Annotated in this window: 20 protein-coding genes, 1 tRNA gene and 1 pseudogene; 11 read left to right on the forward strand and 11 right to left on the reverse strand. The window is 67.1% G+C overall.

All coding sequences use genetic code 11. The features are described from left to right. Positions 1 to 58 precede the first annotated feature (58 nt). Both tsaE and ACTOWK_RS01625 read right to left on the reverse strand, forming a co-directional pair. Complete coding sequence (gene tsaE, locus ACTOWK_RS01620; protein ID WP_441328652.1) at positions 59 to 562, reverse strand: tRNA (adenosine(37)-N6)-threonylcarbamoyltransferase complex ATPase subunit type 1 TsaE; 504 nt, start codon at positions 560 to 562, stop codon at positions 59 to 61. 82 nt (positions 563 to 644) lie between these two features. Then, on the reverse strand, positions 645 to 2144 hold the full coding sequence (locus ACTOWK_RS01625; protein ID WP_441328465.1) for an NAD(P)H-hydrate dehydratase: 1500 nt from the start codon (positions 2142 to 2144) through the stop codon (positions 645 to 647). Positions 2145 to 2247: 103 nt separating this feature from the next. Between ACTOWK_RS01625 and queG the strand changes: the two genes are divergently transcribed. Then, positions 2248 to 3282, forward strand: coding sequence for a tRNA epoxyqueuosine(34) reductase QueG (queG, locus tag ACTOWK_RS01630; RefSeq protein WP_441328653.1), 1035 nt, complete (start codon positions 2248 to 2250; stop codon positions 3280 to 3282). Positions 3283 to 4194: 912 nt separating this feature from the next. Here the strand turns inward: queG and pgi are convergent. From pgi to pcnB, 6 genes and pseudogenes are all read right to left on the reverse strand, one after another. Continuing rightward, positions 4195 to 5706, reverse strand: a complete 1512-nt coding sequence (gene pgi, locus ACTOWK_RS01635) for a glucose-6-phosphate isomerase (RefSeq protein ID WP_441328466.1) — start codon at positions 5704 to 5706, stop codon at positions 4195 to 4197. Positions 5707 to 5719: 13 nt separating this feature from the next. Beyond that, a complete protein-coding gene (gene panD / locus ACTOWK_RS01640; RefSeq protein ID WP_441328467.1) occupies positions 5720 to 6100 on the reverse strand; it encodes an aspartate 1-decarboxylase in 381 nt (126 codons plus the stop codon). Positions 6101 to 6247: 147 nt separating this feature from the next. Then, the gene (panC, locus tag ACTOWK_RS01645; protein ID WP_441328468.1) at positions 6248 to 7123 is read right to left on the reverse strand and encodes a pantoate--beta-alanine ligase; all 876 of its coding nucleotides are present in this window, start codon (positions 7121 to 7123) and stop codon (positions 6248 to 6250) included. A gap of 141 nt (positions 7124 to 7264) precedes the next feature. Beyond that, on the reverse strand, positions 7265 to 8095 hold the full coding sequence (panB, locus tag ACTOWK_RS01650; protein ID WP_441328469.1) for a 3-methyl-2-oxobutanoate hydroxymethyltransferase: 831 nt from the start codon (positions 8093 to 8095) through the stop codon (positions 7265 to 7267). A 153-nt stretch (positions 8096 to 8248) separates the two neighbouring features. Next, positions 8249 to 8752 (reverse strand): 2-amino-4-hydroxy-6-hydroxymethyldihydropteridine diphosphokinase, encoded by a 504-nt coding sequence (folK, locus tag ACTOWK_RS01655; protein ID WP_441328654.1) that lies wholly within the window; start codon positions 8750 to 8752, stop codon positions 8249 to 8251. A 194-nt stretch (positions 8753 to 8946) separates the two neighbouring features. Continuing rightward, positions 8947 to 10260, reverse strand: a pseudogene (pcnB, locus tag ACTOWK_RS01660) (polynucleotide adenylyltransferase PcnB); the annotation flags it as partial. Positions 10261 to 10425: 165 nt separating this feature from the next. On the opposite strand from pcnB, the gene ACTOWK_RS01665 reads away from it, so the two are divergent. The 3 genes from ACTOWK_RS01665 to ACTOWK_RS01675 all read left to right on the forward strand — a co-directional run bounded on the left by ACTOWK_RS01665 (position 10426) and on the right by ACTOWK_RS01675 (position 11976). After that, positions 10426 to 10501 (forward strand) — tRNA-Glu (locus tag ACTOWK_RS01665). Positions 10502 to 10693: 192 nt separating this feature from the next. Beyond that, entirely contained in the window at positions 10694 to 11017 is a 324-nt protein-coding gene (gene fdxA / locus ACTOWK_RS01670; protein WP_031373455.1) for a ferredoxin FdxA, read from the forward strand. 257 nt (positions 11018 to 11274) lie between these two features. Then, positions 11275 to 11976: a pentapeptide repeat-containing protein gene (locus ACTOWK_RS01675; protein ID WP_441328470.1), complete on the forward strand. Its 702-nt coding sequence runs from the start codon at positions 11275 to 11277 to the stop codon at positions 11974 to 11976. A 91-nt stretch (positions 11977 to 12067) separates the two neighbouring features. On the opposite strand, the gene ACTOWK_RS01680 is transcribed toward ACTOWK_RS01675, so the two are convergent. Together ACTOWK_RS01680 and dapA are read right to left on the reverse strand one after the other, a co-directional pair. Next, positions 12068 to 12601 (reverse strand): hypothetical protein, encoded by a 534-nt coding sequence (locus ACTOWK_RS01680; protein WP_441328471.1) that lies wholly within the window; start codon positions 12599 to 12601, stop codon positions 12068 to 12070. 19 nt (positions 12602 to 12620) lie between these two features. Next, positions 12621 to 13526: a 4-hydroxy-tetrahydrodipicolinate synthase gene (gene dapA / locus ACTOWK_RS01685; protein ID WP_441328472.1), complete on the reverse strand. Its 906-nt coding sequence runs from the start codon at positions 13524 to 13526 to the stop codon at positions 12621 to 12623. A gap of 226 nt (positions 13527 to 13752) precedes the next feature. Between dapA and ACTOWK_RS01690 the strand changes: the two genes are divergently transcribed. From ACTOWK_RS01690 to ACTOWK_RS01700, 3 genes are all read left to right on the forward strand, one after another. Then, positions 13753 to 14313, forward strand: coding sequence for a glycine cleavage system protein R (locus ACTOWK_RS01690; protein ID WP_031373451.1), 561 nt, complete (start codon positions 13753 to 13755; stop codon positions 14311 to 14313). 2 nt (positions 14314 to 14315) lie between these two features. Next, on the forward strand, positions 14316 to 14801 hold the full coding sequence (locus ACTOWK_RS01695; RefSeq protein ID WP_441328473.1) for a peroxiredoxin: 486 nt from the start codon (positions 14316 to 14318) through the stop codon (positions 14799 to 14801). Between the two features lie 223 nt (positions 14802 to 15024). Then, positions 15025 to 16422, forward strand: a complete 1398-nt coding sequence (locus ACTOWK_RS01700; RefSeq protein ID WP_441328474.1) for a PhoH family protein — start codon at positions 15025 to 15027, stop codon at positions 16420 to 16422. A gap of 85 nt (positions 16423 to 16507) precedes the next feature. On the opposite strand, the gene ACTOWK_RS01705 is transcribed toward ACTOWK_RS01700, so the two are convergent. Then, positions 16508 to 17596, reverse strand: coding sequence for a hypothetical protein (locus ACTOWK_RS01705; protein WP_441328475.1), 1089 nt, complete (start codon positions 17594 to 17596; stop codon positions 16508 to 16510). Between the two features lie 291 nt (positions 17597 to 17887). On the opposite strand from ACTOWK_RS01705, the gene ACTOWK_RS01710 reads away from it, so the two are divergent. From ACTOWK_RS01710 to ACTOWK_RS01725, 4 genes are all read left to right on the forward strand, one after another. Next, entirely contained in the window at positions 17888 to 18376 is a 489-nt protein-coding gene (locus ACTOWK_RS01710; protein WP_441328476.1) for a helix-turn-helix transcriptional regulator, read from the forward strand. A 68-nt stretch (positions 18377 to 18444) separates the two neighbouring features. Further along, positions 18445 to 19251: a bifunctional hydroxymethylpyrimidine kinase/phosphomethylpyrimidine kinase gene (gene thiD, locus ACTOWK_RS01715; protein ID WP_441328477.1), complete on the forward strand. Its 807-nt coding sequence runs from the start codon at positions 18445 to 18447 to the stop codon at positions 19249 to 19251. Then, a complete protein-coding gene (locus tag ACTOWK_RS01720) occupies positions 19244 to 20104 on the forward strand; it encodes an alpha/beta hydrolase family protein (protein ID WP_441328478.1) in 861 nt (286 codons plus the stop codon). The genes thiD and ACTOWK_RS01720 overlap by 8 nt, the downstream gene beginning before the upstream one ends. A gap of 294 nt (positions 20105 to 20398) precedes the next feature. Then, positions 20399 to 21157 carry a TorF family putative porin gene (locus ACTOWK_RS01725; RefSeq protein WP_441328479.1) on the forward strand — a complete coding sequence of 253 codons (759 nt, stop codon included), beginning with the start codon at positions 20399 to 20401 and terminating at the stop codon, positions 21155 to 21157. Positions 21158 to 21168: the final 11 nt, after the last annotated feature.

Genomic DNA, 21168 nt, shown 5'->3' on the forward strand with positions numbered 1-21168 from the left:
AATGCAAGAACTTTTCCCTTTCAAATCCGGCACCTGGGGCCACTTCCTATGGAATCGTTCAGGAGTCGGCCGCAAACGCATAGCCGACGGTCGCCGTTCCCAGGGCGGCAAGCCAGGCCTGACCCACGGCGGACACGGCACTGAGCTGAGCATCGCGTCCGTCTCCTTCGACGGCCAGTTCGACCCGCAGATCGGGCGCGGGCAGCCAGCCGCGGCCACGTTCCGGCCACTCAACCAGCCACAACACCGCTTCGCCGCCGTCGAGGCCGAGGAATTCGAGCTCGCCGGCATCGCCGATCCGGTACAGGTCGAGGTGCCAGGCCTCGCCGCCTTCGGCCAACGGATAACGCTCGACCAAGGTGTAGGTCGGGCTGCGGATCGCGCCGGTAACGCCGAGCGCGCGCAACAAGGCGCGCGCCAGGGTCGACTTGCCGGCGCCGAGGTCGCCGTGCAGGTGCACGTGCAAGGCCTCGCCGTCGTGCGTCGGTCGCGCCCGCGCCAAGGCGGCGCCGAGCGCGTCGGTGGCCTCGGCCTCGGCCAGATGCAGTTTGATCGAATGCATGCTCATGTCCGCCCAATTCTACGTATTGGCGCGCGATACGTATTGGCGCGATACGTATTGGCGGGACACGTATTGGCGGGAGCTAGGGATTGGCGCGGCGGCGCAGCCACGGCATCAGGTCGCTCGGCAGCAGACCGCGCTCGCCGCCGTCGCGCGCGGCATCGTCGCCGGCCAGCGAATGCAGCAAGGCGCCGCAACCGGCGGCGTCGAAGGCATCGAGGCCTTGCGCGCGAAGAGCGGCGATCACACCGCTGAGCACGTCGCCCATGCCGCCGACCGCCATGCCCGGATTGCCGGCGCCGATCACCCGCACGATGCGATCCGGCGCGGCGACCAGGGTGCCGGCGCCTTTGAGCACGACGACGCAAGCGTAACGCTCTACCAGTGCGCCCACCGCAGCGAAACGATCGGCTTGCACCGTGGCGGTGTCGCTGCCCAGCAAGCGCGCGGCTTCGCCGGGATGCGGCGTCAGCACCGTATCCGCCGGCAAAGTGCGCGGCGCGGCGGCGAGCAAGTTCAACGCATCGGCATCGAAAAGCAGGGGTTTTCCGCTGTCCAGCGCGTATCGGTACAACTTGCGCCCCCATGCCTGTTGGCCGAGCCCGGGGCCTATCGCGATGACGTCCGCGGCTTCGAAGGCAGCACGCGGATCGTCGCCGTCGCCGATCGCACGCGGCATCGCTTCGGGCAATCGCGCCAGCATCGACGCGACATGCGCCTCGCGCGTGATCGCATCGAGCAAGCCGGCGCCGCTGCGCAAGGCCGCCTGCGCGCACAGCAACAGCGCGCCGCCATGGCCGTGATCGCCGCCGATGCACAACACCCGGCCGTTGCGGCCCTTGTGACTGTCGCGCAGGCGCGGCGACAGCCAGCGTTGCAGATCGCCGGCGCGCAACCAATGCGCGCTCGCCGGCACGCCGTAGAACTCGCGCGGCAAACCGAGCCCGGCGGTCGACAGCGCGCCGACCCGATCCAGCGCGGCGCCGCTGCGCAGCCCGCGCTTGGCGGCGATAAACTCGAGCGTGCGTTGCGCGTTGACCGCCGACGGATACGCGTAACCGCGGTCGGCATCGACGCCGCTCGGCGTGTCGAGTGCGAGCACCGGTGCCGGATGGGCGTTGATCGCATCGATCAGGGCCGACGCCTCGGCACCGGGCGCGCGCGACAGCCCGATGCCGAACAGCGCATCGACGATGACCTCGGTTTCGGGCAAGGCGCCATCGAACTCGACCGTACGACCACCAGCCTGCGCGTAGCCGGCCGCGGCCCGCTCGGCGAGCGCGCCGCGCGGCGCGTGCCCCGGCAGGCGCAGCACCAGCACCTTGCGCCCGGCCTGCTGCGCATGCGTGGCCAGTACGTAGCCGTCGCCGCCGTTGTTGCCGGGGCCGCACACCACCAGCAGGCGCATCGCCTGCGGCCAATGGCCGAGCCATTCGCGCCATGCCGCCTCACCGGCTCGCGCCATCAGCGCATAGGCGTCGCCGAGCTCGGCCGCGGCCGCGGTTTCGATCGCGCGCAATGCAGCGGCGTCGAACAGGGCCGTCGGCGGCATCGGCGATGAAGTTTCAGCGGTCGGCGACATCCGGCGATTCTATACTTGCCGCATCGTGAGCCAGCCCGACGCCCGCCCCACTTCGTCTTCCGTGTCCGCCGACGCGCCCGGAACCGCGCCCGACTACCCGGCACTGGCCCTGCGCATCCGCGAGATCGCCCGCGAATTCGGCTTCCAGCGCTGCGGCATTTCCGGCATCGAGCTGGCCGAGGACGAGGCCTATCTGCTCGACTGGCTCGACCAGGGCCTGCACGGATCGATGGACTGGATGGCGCGCCACGGCGGTCTGCGCGCGCGTCCCGACGAACTGTTGCCGGGTACCTTGCGGGTGATCTCGGTCGGCCTCGACTACGGCCGCCGCGACGACGACGACGCCTGGGTCACCCTCGCCGACGGCGAACGCGCCTACGTAGCGCGGTACGCCCTCGGCCGCGATTACCACAAGCTGATGCGCCAGCGCCTGCAGCGTTTGGCCGACCGCCTGGCCGAACTCGTCGGCCCGTTCGGCCATCGCGTGTTCGTCGACTCCGCACCGGTGCTCGAACGCGCCCTGGCGCGCAACGCAGGGCTCGGCTGGATCGGCAAACACACCTGTTTGATCGATAAAGACGGCGGCTCCTGGTTCTTCCTCGGCGAGATCTACGTCGACCTGCCCTTGCCGATCGACCGCCCGGCCAGCGCGCATTGCGGCACCTGCACGCGTTGCATCGACATCTGCCCGACCCAGGCCATCGTCGCTCCGCACCGCCTCGACGCGCGGCGCTGCATTTCCTACCTGACCATCGAGCACGAAGGCTCGATACCGGTCGAACTGCGCGCGCCGATCGGCAACCGCATCTTCGGCTGCGACGACTGCCAACTCGTCTGCCCCTGGAACAAATTCGCCAAGCGCAACGACGAGCCCGATTTCCGCGCCCGCAACGACCTCGACCACGCCAGCCTGGCGCAATTGTTCGCCTGGGACGAAGCCGAATTCCTGCGCCGCACCGAAGGCTCGGCGATCCGCCGCAGCGGCCACGAACGCTGGCTGCGCAACATCGCCGTCGCCCTGGGCAACGCCCCGGGCACCGACGAAGTGTTCGCTGCCCTGCGCTCGCGTCGCGAACACCCCAGCGAGATCGTGCGCGAGCACGTGGAATGGGCACTGGCGCGGCATGGGCTGCCGTAGCCCGGTAGCAGGGCGCGCCGCGCACCCAGGGTAGGAGCGGCGCGAGCCGCGACCGCGGACCGGCAACTACCGTGCCGCCTTCCAATCGCATCGAAGACTTCGCGCCGACGTCACCATTGACTATCGTGTCGCGGCTTGCGCCGCTCCTACCCATGAGCCGACGTTACCCTCCACGACGTTGCCGTTGCTGTTGCTGTTGCTGTTGCTGTTGCCGTGAAGAGCTTGGCGCGGTACCGACCTTGCGAGAACACCTGGAGACCCGCAGGGCGCCGCACAGGACGTGCGGCGTTTTCCGATAAGACAGGGACGTCTTATCGGAAAATCCCGGCGCAAGCTGCGTGCTCGCAGGGGAGCTTCGTCAAGGAAGGCCTTTTCTTTGGTTAGCTTTCTTTTGGGCCAGCAAAAGAAAGTAACCCGGCCGCGTTAGCGGACGGAAGCTTTGCTCCTGCTTGAGGCTTCTAAAGAAGCAAGATCAAACGCTAAGAGCTTCCGCCACTAAAGCGGCGGGTTACTTTCTTTTGTCTAAAGCAACAAAAGAAAGGTAACCAAAGAAAAATGCTTTGCTTTGAATCACGGGCCCGCACGAGCGGTGCCGACGCAGGGATTTTTCATACGGGACATCCATGTCCCGATGAAAAACGGCGCGCATCCCTGCGCGCCGCCCTCCGGGTCTTCGATGGCCTTCGCGAGTGCGTATCGACGCATAGCAACGGCAAAGGAAAAGCAAAAGCAAAGAGCAACGCGACAACGACAGCGACAGCGATATTTGGTTGACGTCGCCGTGAAAGATCCGCGTCGATCAAGGTTCGCCGTCGCGGCTTGCGCCGCTCCTACCCTGAGAACCAAAGCCACACCCAAAAATGAAGAACGGCGCCGTAGCGCCGTTCCATTCATCGCAACCCGACCGCAGCCTCAGCCGCGCAACTGCCGGATCAATTCGCGCGTCACCGGGTCGTCGGCCTCGGCCTCGCCGGCCAGCGCCGGCAACAGACGGCTGGCGACCTGCTTGCCGAGCTCGACGCCGAACTGGTCGAAGGCGTTGATGCCCCAGAACACCGACTGCAGATACACGCTGTGCTCGTACATCGCCAACAAGGCGCCGAGCGAATGCGGGGTCAAGGCATCGAGCAGGATCGTCGTGCTCGGGCGGCCGCCGGCGTAGACGCGATGCGGATCGTCGCTGCCCTGGCCGTTGGCGAAGGCCTCGGTCTGGGCCAGCAGGTTGGCCTGCAGCGCGCGATGGTTCTGCGCATACGGCGCGTCGGAACGGACCACGCCGATGAAATCGGCCGGTACGATCGAGGTGCCCTGGTGCAGGGCCTGGAAGAAGCTGTGCTGGGTGTCGGTGCCGACGCCGCCCCACCACACCGCCACGGTGTCGCCGGCCACGGCCGAACCGTCCAGGCGCACCGACTTGCCCAGGCTTTCCATCACCAACTGCTGCAGATAGTTCGACAGCAGCTTGAGGCGGTCGTCGTAGGCGAGCACGGCCTGGGTCGCGTAGCGCAGGCCGTTGCGGTTCCAGATCGCGGTCAGCGCATGCCAGGCGGCGAGATTGTTCTGCAGCGGCGTGCGCAGCACGTGCGCGTCCATCTCGGCGGCGCCGTCGAGGAATTGCTCGAACGCGTCCATGCCGATGGCCAGCGCGATCGGCAGGCCGACCGCCGACCACAGCGAATAACGCCCGCCGACCCAGTCCCACATCGGCAGGATGCGCTCGGACGGAATGTTGAAGGCGTCCGCGGCCCGTTCGACGTTGGCGCTGATCGCGTACAGACGCGAGTCGTCGCCGAGCCAGTCGCGCAGGATGCCGCCGTTGAGCAGCGTCTCCTGGGTGCCGAAGGTCTTGGAGATCAGCAGCGCGGCGGTGCGCTTGGGGTCGAGGCCGGCGAGCACGCGCTGGGCGGCGTGGCCGTCGACGTTGGACAGGAAATGCACGCGGAAGCGGCCCGGGGTGGCGCCGGTCAACGCGTCCACGGCCAGGCGCGGGCCGAGATCGGAACCGCCGATACCGACGCTGACGATGTCGGTGACTTCGCTCGCGGCGAGCGCGTCGACCACCGCGCGCATGCGCCTGCGCGCTTCCAGCGCCTGGGCGTGGGCGGCGCGCGCGATGTCGCTGGCGGACAGGTCGCTGCGCAACGCGCTGTGCAGCGCCGGGCGGCGTTCGGTGACGTTGACGATCTCGCCGTCGAACAGCGCGCGCAGACGGCCGACGCTGTCGACGACCCCGGCGGCGCCGAACAACCAGTCCAGCGCGGCGCGGTCGTAGCGCTGGCGGGCGAAGCTGGCGTAGACCGGCCCGACCTTGACGGTGAAGTCCGTCGCGCGGGCCGGATCGGCGGCGATCAACGCCGGCAGCGGAGTTTGGGTGACGCGCCCGACTTCGGCGCGCAGCTCAGTCAGTCGGGCGTCATCGCTCATCTGTCTTCGGTTCTCAGGCGGCCTGCGCCGGCATCGAGGTGTTGGTATGGGTGAGTTGGTTGTCGCGGTCCACATAGACCAGGGTCGGCTTGTACTTCGCCGCCTCGGCCTCGTCGCAGATACCGTAAGCGCAAATGATGACCAGATCGCCGGGCTGGGCCTTGTGCGCGGCCGCGCCGTTGACCGAGATCACGCCGCTGCCCTCTTCCCCGCGGATGGCGTAGGTCGAGAAGCGGTGGCCGCTGTTGATGTTGTAGATGTGGACCTGTTCGTACTCACGGATGCCCGAGATGTCGAGCAGGCGGCCATCGATGGCGCAGGAGCCTTCGTAGTGCAGCTCGGCGTGAGTCACGGTGGCGCGGTGGATCTTGGCCTTGAGCAGGTTCAGTTGCATGTCGGTTACTCCGTCCGCAGACGCGCGGGCGCGAAAGGCCAGAAGTCTAGCAGCGCATGGCGCGCTGCAACATGGGTCGGGGGCGCAGCCGGCGGAACGGAGCATTCCCGTTCAGTGGCGCGGGTTTCGGGGGTGCCGGGCGCCTGTTCAGGTCTCGAATTCGAGGTTGTCGATGAGCCGGGTGCGACCCAGCCGGGCAGCGATCAGGGCCACCCGGGCGCCGCCCTCACCCGCCCCGCCCTCACCCGCCCCGCCCTGACCCGCTTCGGGCAGGCTCAGGTCGGGGCGCCGGATGGCGGCGTAGTCGACCACGAAGCCGGCCGCGCTCAGGCGCTCGAGCGCGCCGGCCTCGACCGCTACGCGCGCTTGCCCGGCCTGGCTGGCTTCGCGCATCCATTGCAGACAGGCATGGATGCCCACTGCCTGCGGGCGCTCGCTTTCGGACAGGTACTGATTGCGCGAGCTCAGGGCCAGGCCGTCGGCCTCGCGGCGGGTGTCGGCACCGACGATCTCGATCGGGAACGCGAGGTCGCGGACCAGGTAGCGGATCACCGCGAGCTGTTGGTAGTCCTTGCGGCCGAACACGGCGACGTCGGGGCGGACCTGGTTGAACAGACGCGCGACCACGGTGGCGACGCCGTCGAAATGGCCGGGCCGGTGCGCGCCCTCGAGGGTCTCGGTGACTTGCGGCACCCGCACCTGCACGGTGCGCTCGGCGCCGAAGGGATACATGGTCTCGACCGAAGGCAACCACAGCAGATCGCAACCGGACGCGCGCAGGCCTTCGGCATCGGCCTCGGGCGTGCGCGGGTAACGGCCGTAGTCTTCGTTCGGGCCGAACTGGGTCGGGTTGACGAACACGCTCGCGACCACCCGGTCGGCGCGCTCGCGCGCCAGGCGGATCAGCGAATGATGGCCGGCATGCAGGTTGCCCATGGTCGGCACGAAGGCGATGCGTTGCCCGGCCAGGCGCCAGGTTTCCAGGGTCGAGCGCAAAGCGCTCAGTTGATCGACAGTCTGCATGCGGTACTCGGTAGGACGATGCGGACCGGGTCCGCGATGAAGGCTGGAAATGAAAGCAAGATCAGGGTGCAAGACGGCGATTTCCAGCGCGCCGCGCAGCGGCGGCGACGCCGGAAGGGATACTGAAAACCGACCGAAGGATCAGTCGTAGGAATGGGCCGCGTCGGGGAAGGCGCCGCTGCGCACCGCGTCGGCGAAGGCCTGGAAGGCGCCGGCGACCGAACCGCCCTCGGCGAGGAAATCCTTGACGAACTTGGGCCGGCGATGGCCCGAGTTGACCCCGAGCAGGTCGTGCAGCACCAGCACCTGGCCGTCGCAGTGCGGGCCGGCGCCGATGCCGACGGTCGGGATGCCGAGGTCGTCGGTGATCGCTCCGGCCAACGCGGTCGGCACGCATTCGAGCACGAGCAAGCTCGCGCCGGCCTCGGCCACCGCGCGCGCATCGGCGCGCAGCTTGGCCGCGGTGGCGTCGTCGCGGCCCTGCAGCTTGTAGCCGCCCAGGCGCAGCACCGATTGCGGGGTCAGGCCGAGATGCGCGCAGACCGGGATCTCGCGCTCGACCAGGAAACGGATGACTTCGAGCTTATGGCCCGCGCCTTCCAGCTTGACCATCGCCGCGCCGGCCTGCAGCAACTGCGTCGCCGCGTCGAGCGCACGCTCGGGCGTGGCGTCGGACTGGAACGGCAGGTCGCTGATCAGCAGCGCTTTCGCCAAACCGCGGGCGACGCAGGCGGTGTGGTAAGCCATGTCGGCGGTGGTGACCGGCAAGGTGCTGTTCTGGCCTTGCACGACCATGCCGAGCGAATCGCCGACCAGGACCAGGTCGACGCCGACCGCGTCCATGGTGCGGGCGAAGCTGGCGTCGTAGGCGGTGAGCATGACCAGCTTGCGGCCGTCGCGCTTGGCGTCGGCGAGCATGGGCACGGTCCAGGCCTTGGCGGCCGGCTTGTCGGTGGGGGCCGATGTGTACATGGTGTGGGTTCGTCCGGGCGGTGGCGCGCGGACGCCGCTGGGGAGAGCGCAATAACTTAACAGGTTGCGCCGGGGTGCGACCGGCCGTGCGCGCAACGCTGTCGGCCCGCCACGGTACGGCAAGCCGACCGCCTCAAGGCCGCAACGCCGCGGTCAATCATCGACCGGATCGAGCCGGCGGATCGAGCCGGCATCGATGCACTGCAAGGCCGCCTGCGCCGATCCGCGTCGCGGAATACTCGCCTCGGGGGCGATTTCGAGCAAAGGCACCAGGGCGAACGCGCGCTCGTGCAGATGCGGATGCGGCACGTGCAAGCCGGGTTCGTCGATCACCGACTCGCCGTACAGCAGCAGATCGAGGTCGAGGGTGCGCGGGCCCCAGCGATCGCTGCCGTCGGCGCAGCGCGCGCGTCCGGCCTCGCGTTCGATCGCGAACATCGCCGCCAGCAGGTCCTGCGCGCTCAGGCCGGTGTCGAGCATGGCCACGGCGTTGACGAAATCGGGTTGTTCGGTGACGCCCCAGGCCGGCGTGCGGTAGAGGCTGGACAGGCGCAGCAAGCGCGTCTGCGCCACGGCGTCGAGTGCGCGCGCGGCCGAGCGCAACACCTCGGCGCTGTCGCCGAGGTTGCTGCCGAGGCCGACGAAAGCGACCGTCAACGAGGCGGATGCGGTCCAGGTCATGCTCAGGCCATTGCAGATTCAAGGTCACCGAACGCCGCTCGCGACCGGGGTCGTCTGGTCAGAGCCATGGCCTCGTCAGAGCCATGATCTCGTCAGAGCATTGCCGCCGGAGCATCGTCTCGCCGGGATGGCGTCGGGCCTGTCGTCGCCAGCGACGCAGGCCCCGGCGGTCACTCCGACGCGGTCGGCGCACCGCGACGGCGGCGACGGCGCTTGCGCGGGGCGCGATCCTCGCCGCCCTCCTCGTCGTCGTCGAGCTGCGCATGCGCCTCCTGGTGCGCGACCAGTTCGCCCGGATGCTGCTGCGCCTCGCGCCAGAACTCGACGTCGGCGGCGTGCTCGTCCGATGCGGCCATGCGCAACGAGAGGAAATCGAAAGCGGCGCGGAAACGCGGATGCGACAGCAGCCGGAACACACGCTTGCGCTGACGCTGCTGGAAACGCGACTGCAACAGCCAGATCTCCTGCATCGGCAGCGAGAACCGACGCGGCAAGGCGATGGTCGACAACTGGTGCAAGGTGACGCGGTCGGCAGCGCGGCGCTGGGCTTCGGCGGTATGCACGCCCTGTGCCTGCAGGCCCATCAGGTCGCGGCAATACGCCGGCCACAGCAACAGCGCGAACAGGAACGCGGGCGAAACCGGCTCGTCGTTGGCGACGCGCGCGTCGGTGCCCTTCAGCCCTTCCAGCACCATCCGGCGCAGGGCGCCGCTGCGGTTGGACTTCAAGGCCGCGGCGCTTTCCGGCAACAGCGCCGACAGCAATCCGAAACGCTCCAGGCCGAGGAAGCTCTCGACCGCGTGGCCGGACAGGAACAGCTTGAGGCATTCCTCGAACAAGCGCGCCGGCGCGGCATCGGCCAGCAACGGCGCCAGGTGCGGGATCGGCGCGGCGGTGGCCGCTTCGATCTCGAAACCGAGCTTGGCCGCCAGGCGCACCGCGCGCAGCATCCGCACCGGGTCTTCGCGATAACGCGTTTCCGGATCGCCGATCAGGCGCATCAGGCGGTTCTGCACGTCCTCGAAGCCGCCGACGTAGTCGCGCACCGAGAAGTCCTCGACCGCGTAATACAGCGCATTGGCGGTGAAGTCGCGGCGGACCGCGTCGTCCTCGATGCTGCCGTAGACGTTGTCGCGGACCAACCGGCCGCCGGTGTCGGTCTCGCGGTCGCCGCTGCCGTCGTCGCTGTTGGCGCGGAAAGTCGCGACTTCGATGATCTCGCGGCCGTACACCACGTGCGCCAGGCGGAACCGGCGGCCGATCAGGCGGCAGTTGCGGAACAGCCCCTTGACCTGCTCGGGCGTGGCGTCGGTGGCGACGTCGAAATCCTTGGGATGGCCGCCGACCAGGATGTCGCGCACGGCACCGCCGACCAGGAAGGCGCCGAAGCCGCTGTCGCGCAGCCGATACAGCACGCGAAGCGCGTTCGGGCTGATCTCCTTGCGCGAGACATTGTGCTGATCGCGCGGGATCACGCGCAGCGAGGTATGGAATGAAGAGTTGGCTTGCATCGAGCGGGCGTGCCGCCTTATAGGTTCGTAAGGTTCAACCGTTGCCCGTGGCAACGGCGGCGCATATACTAGCAGGCCGCATCGGGTTGAGAGTCCGTGCGGTCTGCCAGGAACCCGTTCCCGGCCGAGTTTCAACCTGCTCCCTTCGTCTAGAGGCCTAGGACGTGGCCCTCTCAAGGCTAAAACACGGGTTCGAATCCCGTAGGGAGCGCCAATGCGCGACCAGGTCGCCAAAAGCCCGCGCAGCGATGCGCGGGCTTTTTCTTGGCGCCAGCCGCGTTACGGGGCCGGGCGGAAGCGCGATCCGCGCCAACGGCCAAGCCCCGCCTTGGGTCGTCGCGGCGCGAATGGCTACACTATCGCTGCCCGGCCTGTTCGCCCCGGACCATAGCTCAGGATTCCCGCCATGCCCTTCGTCGTCACCGAGAACTGCATCAAATGCAAGTACACCGACTGCGTCGAGGTGTGCCCGGTCGACTGCTTCCATGAAGGCCCGAATTTCCTGGTGATCGACCCGGACGAGTGCATCGACTGCACCCTGTGCGAGCCGGAATGCCCGATCAACGCGATCTACCCCGAGGACGACGTCCCGGCCGGCCAGGAGCCCTTCGTCGCGCTCAACGCCGAACTGTCCAAGTCCTGGCCGGTGATCACCACCCGCAAGGACGGTCCGCCCGACGCCAAGGATTGGGAAAACAAGCCCGGCAAGCTCGACCTGCTCGAACGCTGAGCCTCGCCGGCCGGCATTGGCCGTGCTCGCCAGAAGCCCCCATTAAAGACTGGGCGGGCCTCGCCCCGCCCTGTACAGCGACCCAGCTGGCCCCCGACTCGGCCACGCCAACCTACCCTGCCCTGGTCGCCCGACATGGCCGGCGACGTCCGTACCGGCTCATGCCCGGGCCCACAGGCCGCCAGCTCCCGCGGCCGCCTGGCATTCATCGGCGCGCACCTAGACTCGGCCGGTCACGGTCCGAATGAAACCACGCCATGCCGCATGCCCGTTTGCGCCTGAGCCTGCTCCTCGCGCTTTGCGCCGCACCGATCCTCGCCGGTGCCCAGCCGCGCACGCTCGCGCTCGCGCTCGCCCAGCTCGATCTGTCGCAACTGGACTTGTCCCGGCTGGACCTGTCGCAGCTGGATTTCTCCCAAGTCGACCTGTCCCAAGTCGACCTGTCACGGCTGGACCCCGGCGCGATCGCCGCCGGCGCCAGCGACACCCTGATGCGCGCACCCGACGGCTCGATCGACGACTTGTTCCAGGCCGTGCACCAGGCCTCGCGCAATCCGCGCGACGCGGCCACGTTATGCGCCTTGTTCGATCCGGCGGCCGATCGCAGCCCGCAGGCGCTCGCGTCCGCGGCGCAGAACCTCGGCGACGCCAGTCGCCAAAGTTTCGCCAATGCCCTGCTCGGCATCGCCGCGAACGGCTTGCAGAACCCGCGCCAGCCTTACGACGCCGGCGCGGCGAAGCAGACGCTCAAATCCGCCGGCACCACCGCGATGCTGCTGCACGACGGCTTCATGGGCGCGCTCAATGCCGACGCCACCGAAGCGGGCGGTCGCGAGGCGCGCTGCCAGGCGTTCGGTTGGCTGCTCGATGCGCTTAAAAGCATGCCGCGCGCGCAGCGCGCCTCGGCGATGCGTTTGATGTTGAACGAAGGCCTGACCCGCTGGTCGCCGCCGCGCTGACGCCGCCGCCCGGCCGCCCAGGCCACCCAGGCATGCAAACGAAAACGGGCGCCATCGGCGCCCGTTTCGCAAGCAGGACTGCAGCCTTCGATCAACGGCCGCCGAGCGCTGCCTTGAGGTTGGCGATCAGCTTGGCCGGGGCTGCGCCGGTCGCCGGCAGGCCGCGCGGATCGACCGCCGAGATGTAGGCGCCGGCCTCGACCGCACTGATGCGGACCAGGAAGTTGCTGCCTTCGTAGTTCACGTCGTAGGCGCCGAGCAACTGCGCACGGCTGGCGATGTTGAGGCCTTCGACCTTGCCGAGCGCTTCGCCGACCTGGTTGAACACCGCATCGCGGTTGCCGCTGACGGTGAAACCGTTGGCCGACGAAGCCGGGGTGCCGGCAGCGACCTGGGTCGGACGCGACGCGGCCAGGCCCGAGGCGGTCACCGAACCGCCCGGCACGGCCATGGCGCCGTCGGTGCGCGGCTGGTCGAGGTCCGGCGGCACTTCCAGCGGACGGTTCTCAGGCGTTTCGGCGTAGAGCTTGTTGCCCTTGCGGAACCAGCTGCAACCCGACGTGGCGACCATCGCCAGCAACAGACCGGCGACAACCGCGCGGGACAGAGAAACATTGGAACGCATGAGCATCTCCTACAGGGATTCAGGCCGCAAGGGTGTCGCGGCAGACGTGTTCGAGTTCGACGACGAGACCGGCGGTGCGCCGGGCGGCATCCTGATGGGCGGCCGAGAGCGACTGCAGGGGCAGGCGCAGACCATGGCCGATGCCCTGGGCGCTGAGCAAGGCCTTGACCGGAATCGGGTTCGGTTCCAGGCCGAGGAAATCGTAGGCCGGGCGCAAACGCGCGTCCCAGGCCTCGGCTTCGGCGCCGCGACCGGCGCGGGCCAGGTCGGCGAGACGGCGGAACGCCGCCGGCAGCACATTGGAACCGACCGAAATGATGCCGTCGGCGCCGGCGAGCATGGCCCGGCAGGCGGTCGGGTCGTCGCCGCTGAGCACCGCGAAGCCTTCGCTCTTGAGCGCCAGCAAGGCCTGCATCCGCTGCGGATCGGACACCGCTTCCTTGATGCCGACGATGCGCGTATGGCCGGCCAGCTCGGCCACGGTCTCCGGCAGCAGGTCGCCGCCGGTGCGGCCGGGCACGTTGTACAGCACCACCGGCAAGGCGCCGTCGTCGGCGATCGCACGGAAATGCGCGATCAGGCCGGCCTGGGTCGGGCGTACGTAGGGCGGGGTCACGACCAGCGCCGCGTCGGCGCCGAGGGCGGCCACGTGGCGGGTCAGTTCGATGGTTTTGGCGGTATTGGACAAGCCGGTGCCGGCCAGGACCGGTATGCGGCCGGCGACGAATTCGACCGCGGCGCGCAGCACGGCGTCGTATTCGGCGTCGTAAAGCGCGGCGGCCTCGCCGGTCGAGCCGGCGACGACGACGGCCTGGGTGCCGCCTTCCAGCTGCATCGCCAGCAGCTGGTGCCAGGCGTCCAGGTCGATTTCGCCGGACGCGGTGAAAGGCGTCGCCAGCGCGGTGATGCTGCCGGAAAGTCGCAAGTGAAGACCTACTAAGTGGAGTTCGCGTCCGCAGCCGTGCTGTGGAGCGGTCGGGGGCCATTATTCCAGCGGGCGGGCCGGTGCGGAAACGTGCGCCGGTGCAGCCACGCACGGGACGATGTTACTTGCGGCCCGAAAGCGCGGGCAAGTATGCTCCCTTCAGCCGCAGCCCGTCCGCGGGCCGCCGTTCATATCCGAGCATCACGCTCCCCTTGCAGGCGCCGCCTTGACCGATTCCGCTTCCCGGCCGTCGCCGAACGAAAACCACCTCCTGATCAACGCCTATACGACGCATCCGGAGTCGCCGCTATTGTCGGTGACGCGCCGGATCGCCGATTCGGGCTGCAATCTCGTCGATGCGCGCCTGTCGACGGTCGGCCGCGACGTCTCGGTGACCGCGCTGGCGGTCGGCTCCTGGGACTCGGTCGCCAAGCTCGAGGCCATGCTGACGCGCCTGGAGCGCGAGGAAGGCCTGAAGCTGGTCTGGTACCGCACCGGCGCCAAGCAGGTGCAGTCCAACCTGCTGCCCTACATCGTCGAGGTCGTGGCCGCCGACAAGCCCGGCATCCTGTTCCAGCTGGCCGACTTCTTCGACCGCCAGGGCATCACCATCGAAAGCCTGCATTGCTCGCGTTACCGCGCGATGCAGACCGGCGCCGACATGTTCTCGGCGCAGATCACCATCGGCGTGCCCTCGAGCATGCACATCGCCGCCCTGCGCGACGATTTCCTCGAGTTCTGCGACCATCTGAACCTAGACGCCATCATGGACCCGATGAAGTTCTGACCATGCTCGATACCGGCGACCACGCTTACGGCAAGAAAACCCCCGACCTCGCCCTGGCCCTGTCCGGCGGCGAGACGGTCAGGCTCAAGGACTATGCCGGCCAATGGCTGGTGCTGTACTTCTACCCGAAGGACAGCACCCCGGGCTGCACCACCGAAGGCCTCGACTTCAACGCCCTGCTGCCGAAGTTCAAGAAACTCGGCGCGACCGTGCTGGGCGTGTCGCGCGACTCGATCAAGTCGCACCAGAATTTCTGCGCCAAGCAGGGCTTCAAGTTCGAACTGGTCAGCGACGCCGACGAATCGGTGTGCAACGCCTTCGGCGTGATCAAGGAAAAGAACCTCTACGGCCGCAAGTACATGGGCATCGAACGCAGCACCTTCCTGATCGACCCCAAGGGCGTCATCGCCCAGTCATGGCGACCGGTGAAAGTCGCTGGCCATGCCCAGGCCGTACTCGACGCACTCAAGGAACACGCCGCCCAGTGAGGCCCCTCGTCTCCACGTCCGCACGCTGTCCCGCCCCGCGGGCCACGGCGGCGCGGCCGTGCGCGCGCGCCTCCCGCTCCCGTTCGCCGCACTTGTGCGACCCAGGCCCCGCCCCGGCGGAGGCCGCTGGCGGACACTCGCTTCAGCGCCTTCGCAGGTTGCGCCACCCCGTTCCGCCGTCGCAACGAAACGCACCACCCATCATCTCCGACGAGACTTCCGAATGACCAGAAGCAAGCGGATCTATGTGCTCGACACCAACGTGCTCATGCACGACCCGACCGCGCTGTTCAAGTTCCAGGAACACGATGTCTACCTGCCGATGCAAGTCATCGAGGAGTTGGACAACGGCAAGAAAGGCACCTCCGAAGCCAGCCGCAACGCGCGCCAGGTCAGCCGCTTCCTCAACGAACTGATCCAGGCCGAAGGCACCGACAAGATCAGTACCGGCATCACCCTCAACCGCCCGCAGGGCCTGCAGCTGCGCGGCGCGCAGAGCATCGGCAAGCTGCGCTTCCAGACCGGCTCCTTCGACGCCGGCAAGCGCTTCAGCGCGGTGATCCCCGACAACCAGATCCTCGGCGCGATCCTCGCCCTGCAGGAGCAGGAACCCGGCGTGCCGGTGGTGTTCGTGTCCAAGGACATCAACCTGCGCATCAAGGCCTCGATCGCCGGCATCGTGTCGGAGGATTACGAGAACGACCGCGCGCTCGACGATTTCAGCCTGCTCTACACCGGTGCGACCGCGTTGCCGGAGGATTTCTGGCAGCGCCACGGCCAGGACCTCAAGTCCTGGACCGAGAAAGGCCGCACCTATTACGAGATCAGCCGCACCGAGAACGACGACTGGTACCCGAACCAGTTCCTCTACCTGCCCGGCGACGACGAGTCCGAACTCAAGGTCACCAAGGTCGGCGAAGACCGCGTCCAGTTGCAGATCGTCGACGACTTCCGTCATAACCAGCACGCGGTATGGGGCATCATCGCGCGCAATCGCGAACAGAACTTCGCCCTCAACGCGCTGATGGATCCGGAGATCGACTTCGTTACCCTGCTCGGCACCGCCGGCACCGGCAAGACCCTGCTCGCCCTCGCCGCCGGCCTGGCGCAGACCATGGACCAGCAGCGCTACCGCGAAATCATCATGACCCGCGCCACGGTCAGCGTCGGCGAAGACATCGGCTTCCTGCCCGGCACCGAAGAGGAAAAGATGACGCCGTGGATGGGCGCGCTGACCGACAACCTGGAAGTGCTGACCCACAACCAGGAAGGCGGCGCCTGGGGCCGCGCGGCGACCAACGACCTGCTCGCCTCGCGCATCAAGATCCGTTCGATGAACTTCATGCGCGGCCGCACCTTCCTGAGCCGCTGGCTGATTCTCGACGAAGCGCAGAACCTGACCCCGAAGCAGATGAAGACCCTGATCACCCGTGCCGGCCCCGGCACCAAGATCGTCTGCCTCGGCAACGTCGAACAGATCGATACGCCGTACCTCACCGAAACCACCTCGGGCCTGACCTACGCGGTCGACCGCTTCAAGGGCTGGGCGCACAGCGCGCACGTGACCCTGCGTCGCGGCGAACGTTCGCGCTTGGCGGATTACGCTTCCGAAGTGTTGTAAGTCAAAGCGCGGCTTTCGCCGCGACGCAAAACGAACAAGCCGGCGCATGCGCCGGCTTGTTCGTTTACGCAAAAGACGAGGGGACTCAGCTGCCCGGCACCCGACAGCAGGTCGCGGTGGCCTTGTAGGAAATCGCGCTGAGAATCGAACCGACCAGATCGCACTTCCAACCCGTGAGTTGTCCACCGACCACGTTGGGTTCCGAACCACTGATGGTCAGGCCAAGTGCGCCGGAGCAAGAACCGCTGGTCACCGTGTAACCGGCTGCACAATCAATCGTCCGGGTCTGCAAACCACCGAGCAGATCGAGGAATCCGGTTTGCTGAGCGTAAGCGCAATCCAGAGCTGTGGCCTGTGGCTCTTTGAAGTAACCGGTCACATCGACGACGAGATCGGTATGTGCGCTTGAGTAAAGACTGAACTGTTTCGCACAACCGGGACGGCACAACTTTACATGTGCGTCATTGGAGAATACGGGGCCAATATTGTAGTTGAGCGAAGATGCCACCGGCCGTGGTTCGTCATAGGGATAGGCAGTGAACCAACCGACCTGCAGCGGCTGAACCGCGGCGACTTTGACGGTGATTGCCGAAACATTCGCTGGCAAATTGCAGTTGGATGCGTCGCCGCCTTGCTCGGCGAAATCGGTTGCCGTGAATGCGGCGAAGCTACGGGTGGAATCGGCTGCGAATGCGCCGCCCCTCAGGCGCGTATCGACGATGCGGCATGGCGTGACCGGCGTATAAACCAAGTCCGACCCGGGGCTTCCGAAAGAAGATACCGTGACTTTTGCCGTCGTGGTTTCAGGAGTATTTGCGGCCCCATCGATCGAACCAGCTCCGCCCAACAACACATGAGTCATGTCCCTGAAATTATCCGCGCTGGCCGCTCGCTCGAGATTGGCGATGTCGACGTTGTTCAAGGTCGACTGCATCCGATCTCCCCAGCCCTGACCCGAAACGCCATAGGTCTTTTCGACGTAAGGCGTCCATCGAGAAACGATGCTGCGTCCCAGTTCGGCGCGCATTTTCTCCGGCGCCAACCCCGAGTCCTCGCTGATAGCCCAGCCAACACCAAAAGCGACGACCGGCAACCCAATCGCCAGTAGTCCGACCAATATCTTCCCTTTCGTAATCATAGGGATCGCCCTTTCCTTTAGGTAAGAAAAACGCACGTTTCTGAGCGTGCGGGGTGCGAGCTCGGCAAGCACTTAGTTCGATGCGCATTTACAGCGCAACGTATGGATAGTTCATATACCGACTCGCCATCAATATCCGTTTTCGCTAACGAGTCGCGCCCCCGATATCGGGGGCCTCCAATTCGCCACATTTACCTGCCACATTCATGTGACGAGTTACTCAATCCCTAACCAAGTGTTATTCCATCTGTACCAATAGCGACGGGTTTCGCTATCAGGTTAGTACTCGCTCATGCATGATCGACTAGACGCCAACGGGGGATCGTCATGGCTGCATTGCCGGAACGCATACGCCGAGCACGCGCATTGTCCCGAACCTCCCAGCTCGCGCTGGCTCAAGCTGTTGGCGTACAACGCAGTGCCGTCGCTCAGTGGGAGCGAAGCAATGGAAGCCGCCCATCCATGCTCCACTTAGTCGCGATCGCCATGGCTACAGGCGTTTGCCTGGAATGGCTCGGAACCGGGCGAGGGCAGGTTCGTCCCAACGAGGATGCCTGGACACCGGCCATGCGGCCGGGCGACTACGCCCAGGACGAAATCGAAGAGGAATGCCTGGTTTCTCTGCGACAACTGCCGTTCCAGTTACGCAAACAACTGGTCACGACGATTTCGTTGATGGCCAAGATGTCGAGCCCGGCCGAACCAAAACGTGCGGTACCACGCGCGCTTACCCCATCGAACGATGAGGGCACGAACCATCCAGGCAACGAGGAAGTCGATAACTCGGCGATGGAACGGCATCTTGTGGCCCGATAAGATATCGTGATGAAAATCACATCACGACCTTTGGCTTGATCGTGTCCCATCGCAAACATTCTCGTTCTATGAGCCTGTCAATTCGCTCCGCCCTCACCATCGCCGGTTCCGACTCCGGCGGCGGCGCCGGCATCCAGGCCGATCTGAAGACCTTCGCCGCGCATCGCGTGCACGGGCTCAGCGCGCTCGCGGCCTTGACCGCCCAGCACACCCGCGGGGTGAGCGCGGTGCACGTGCCCGACACCGGATTCCTGCGCGCGCAGATCGATGCTTGTTTCGACGATTTCGAGGTGCGCGCGGTCAAGCTCGGCATGCTCGCCAACGCCGAGGTCATCCTCGCCGTCGCCGATGCGCTCGAGCATTACCGACCCGAGTACGTGGTGCTCGATCCGGTGATGGTCGCGACCTCCGGGGCGCGCTTGCTCGAAGCCTCGGCCCTGGACGCCATGCGTACGCGTTTGCTGCCGTTGGCCAGCCTGGTCACGCCGAACCTGCCGGAAGCGGAACTGCTGCTGGGCAGCGCCATCGGCGATCTCGACGGCATGCGCGCGGCCCTCGACGGTCTGTCGGCGCTCGGCGCACGCGCGGTGCTGCTCAAGGGCGGGCATTTGCCCGGGCAAGGCGATGTCGTCGATCTGTTCGCCGACGGCACGCGCGTACGCGAGATCGCGCATGCGCGCCTGCGGCTCGACGCCCACGGCACCGGCTGCACCCTGGCTTCGGCGGTCGCGGCGAATCTTTGCCTCGGGCGCTCGCTCGAAGAGGCCTGCGTGGCCGCAGCCGACTATGTGCACGCCGCGTTGCGCCTGGGCTATCGCCCGGGGCGCAGCGAGGTGTTGGTGCTCGATCACTTCGGCGCCGCGCCGCATGACTGATCGTCCCGAGCCGTCCGGACTGCCGCTGCGCGCCGGGGACGGCCATCGCTGGAACCTGTACGCACGCGTCCCGGCCGAACCGACCGCGAGCCTGTTGTGGCTGCCCGCACTCGGCGTCGCCGCTCGCCATTACCTGCCCTTCGCCGACGCCCTGGCGGCGCGCGGTATCGCGGTGTACGTGCACGATTGGCGCGGCAACGGCAGCAGCAGCGTGCGCGCCAGCCGCGACAGCGACTGGGGCTATCGCGAGTTGTTGCTCGACGATCTGCCGGTCAGCGATGCCGCGGTCGCCGCGGCCCTGCCTCAAGTACCGCGCACCATAGGCGGCCACAGCCTGGGCGGTCAGCTCGCCTGCATGCGTCTGGGTCTGGCTGCGTTGCACAACGACCCGACTCTGCCGACATCGCTGTGGCTGGTCGCCAGCGGCGCACCCTACTGGCGTACCTTCCCGATGCCGCAGCGCATCGCGATGCCGCCGATCTACCGTTTCCTGCCCTGGCTCGCCAAGGTCAACGGCACCCTGCCCGGCCGCCGCATCGGCTTCGGCGGCAACGAAGCGCGCAGCCTGATCCGCGACTGGGGCCGTACCGCTCTGAGCGGCCGTTATGTCGCTGCCGGCATCGACGCCGACGTCGAAACCGGCATGGCGCAGGCCGCGGTCGACGCGCGCGCGGTGTCGATGGACGACGATTGGCTGGTGCCGCCGGGGTCAGTGCGTTATCTGCTGTCGAAGTTGCCGCGTGCGCACAGCGAGAGCCTGTTGCTGGGCAAGCGCGATCTCGGCACCCGCGCCGATCATTTTTCCTGGATGAAGCAGCCCGACGCGGTGGTCGAGGCGCTGTTGCGCCGATAGACCATGCTTTGGGGTAGGAGCGGCGTCCCACAGGGATTTCCTCCGGTCACGAGCCGCGACCACGCCGATAAAGCGCCGTCGCCGGTGTGGTGCCGCCGTTGATGCGGTATCGCGGTCGCGGCTCGCGCCGCTCCCACCCCGAAAGCGGCTTGCCTCGCTCAGCGATTTACGCCGAACCACCTAAGTTTTACGCTGAATTTACGCAGCGGCGGCAGTCGCGAAATAGCGGCTTTACGCCCCCGGTTCCGAGAATGGCGATGTGGCCAGACAGGCCTCTCCCACTCGGATTCCACTATGTCGTCGCATCACCTCTTTCGCAGCCGCGAAGCCGCCCTCCCGCCGATCCTGGCCGCCTGCGCCGGCATCGGCCTGCTTGCGCTCGGCACCCAGGCTCAAGCCGCCGAGCAGGACGCCATTCAATTCAGCGGCTCGGCCGCGCTCACCAGCGACTACGTCTGGCGCGGCAGCTCCCAGACCCAGGGCGATCCGGCCGTGCAGGTCGGCTTCAAGGCCGCCGCGGCGAACGGTTTCTACGGCTCGGTGTGGGGCTCGAACGTCGAGTTCGCCCCGCACACGCATGCCAGCAGCGAGTTCGACTTCACTGTCGGCTGGGCCGGCCAGGTCGCCGAACACTGGGCGCTGGACGTCAACATCCTGCACTACCGCTATCCCTCGACGACCAGCGACCTCAATTGGACCGAGCTCAACGGCACCGTGAGCTACCGCGACAACTACTGGCTGTCGCTGGGTTACTCGAATGAAGCGCTCGGCAGCGAGCAGCGCGGCCTGTATTCGCAGATCGGTGCACGCTTCCCGGTCAACGACGCGCTGCGCTTCGAAGCCGCAGCCGGCCATTACTTTCTCGACGACGTCTATGACCGCAGCTACAGCCACGGTCAACTCAGCGCGATTTGGGCAGTTAAAGCCCCTGCTTCCAAAGCGAGTGTCGAACTGCGCCTGACCGCGCACGCCACCGACCGCAACGCCGAACGCATCTTCGGCGACTCGCTGGCCGGTTCGCGCATCGAAGCGGCCGTGCAAGCGTCCTTCTGACAGGAGTAACC

It is taken from the genome of Lysobacter sp. CA196, assembly GCF_052078695.1.
Classification (GTDB): domain Bacteria; phylum Pseudomonadota; class Gammaproteobacteria; order Xanthomonadales; family Xanthomonadaceae; genus Lysobacter.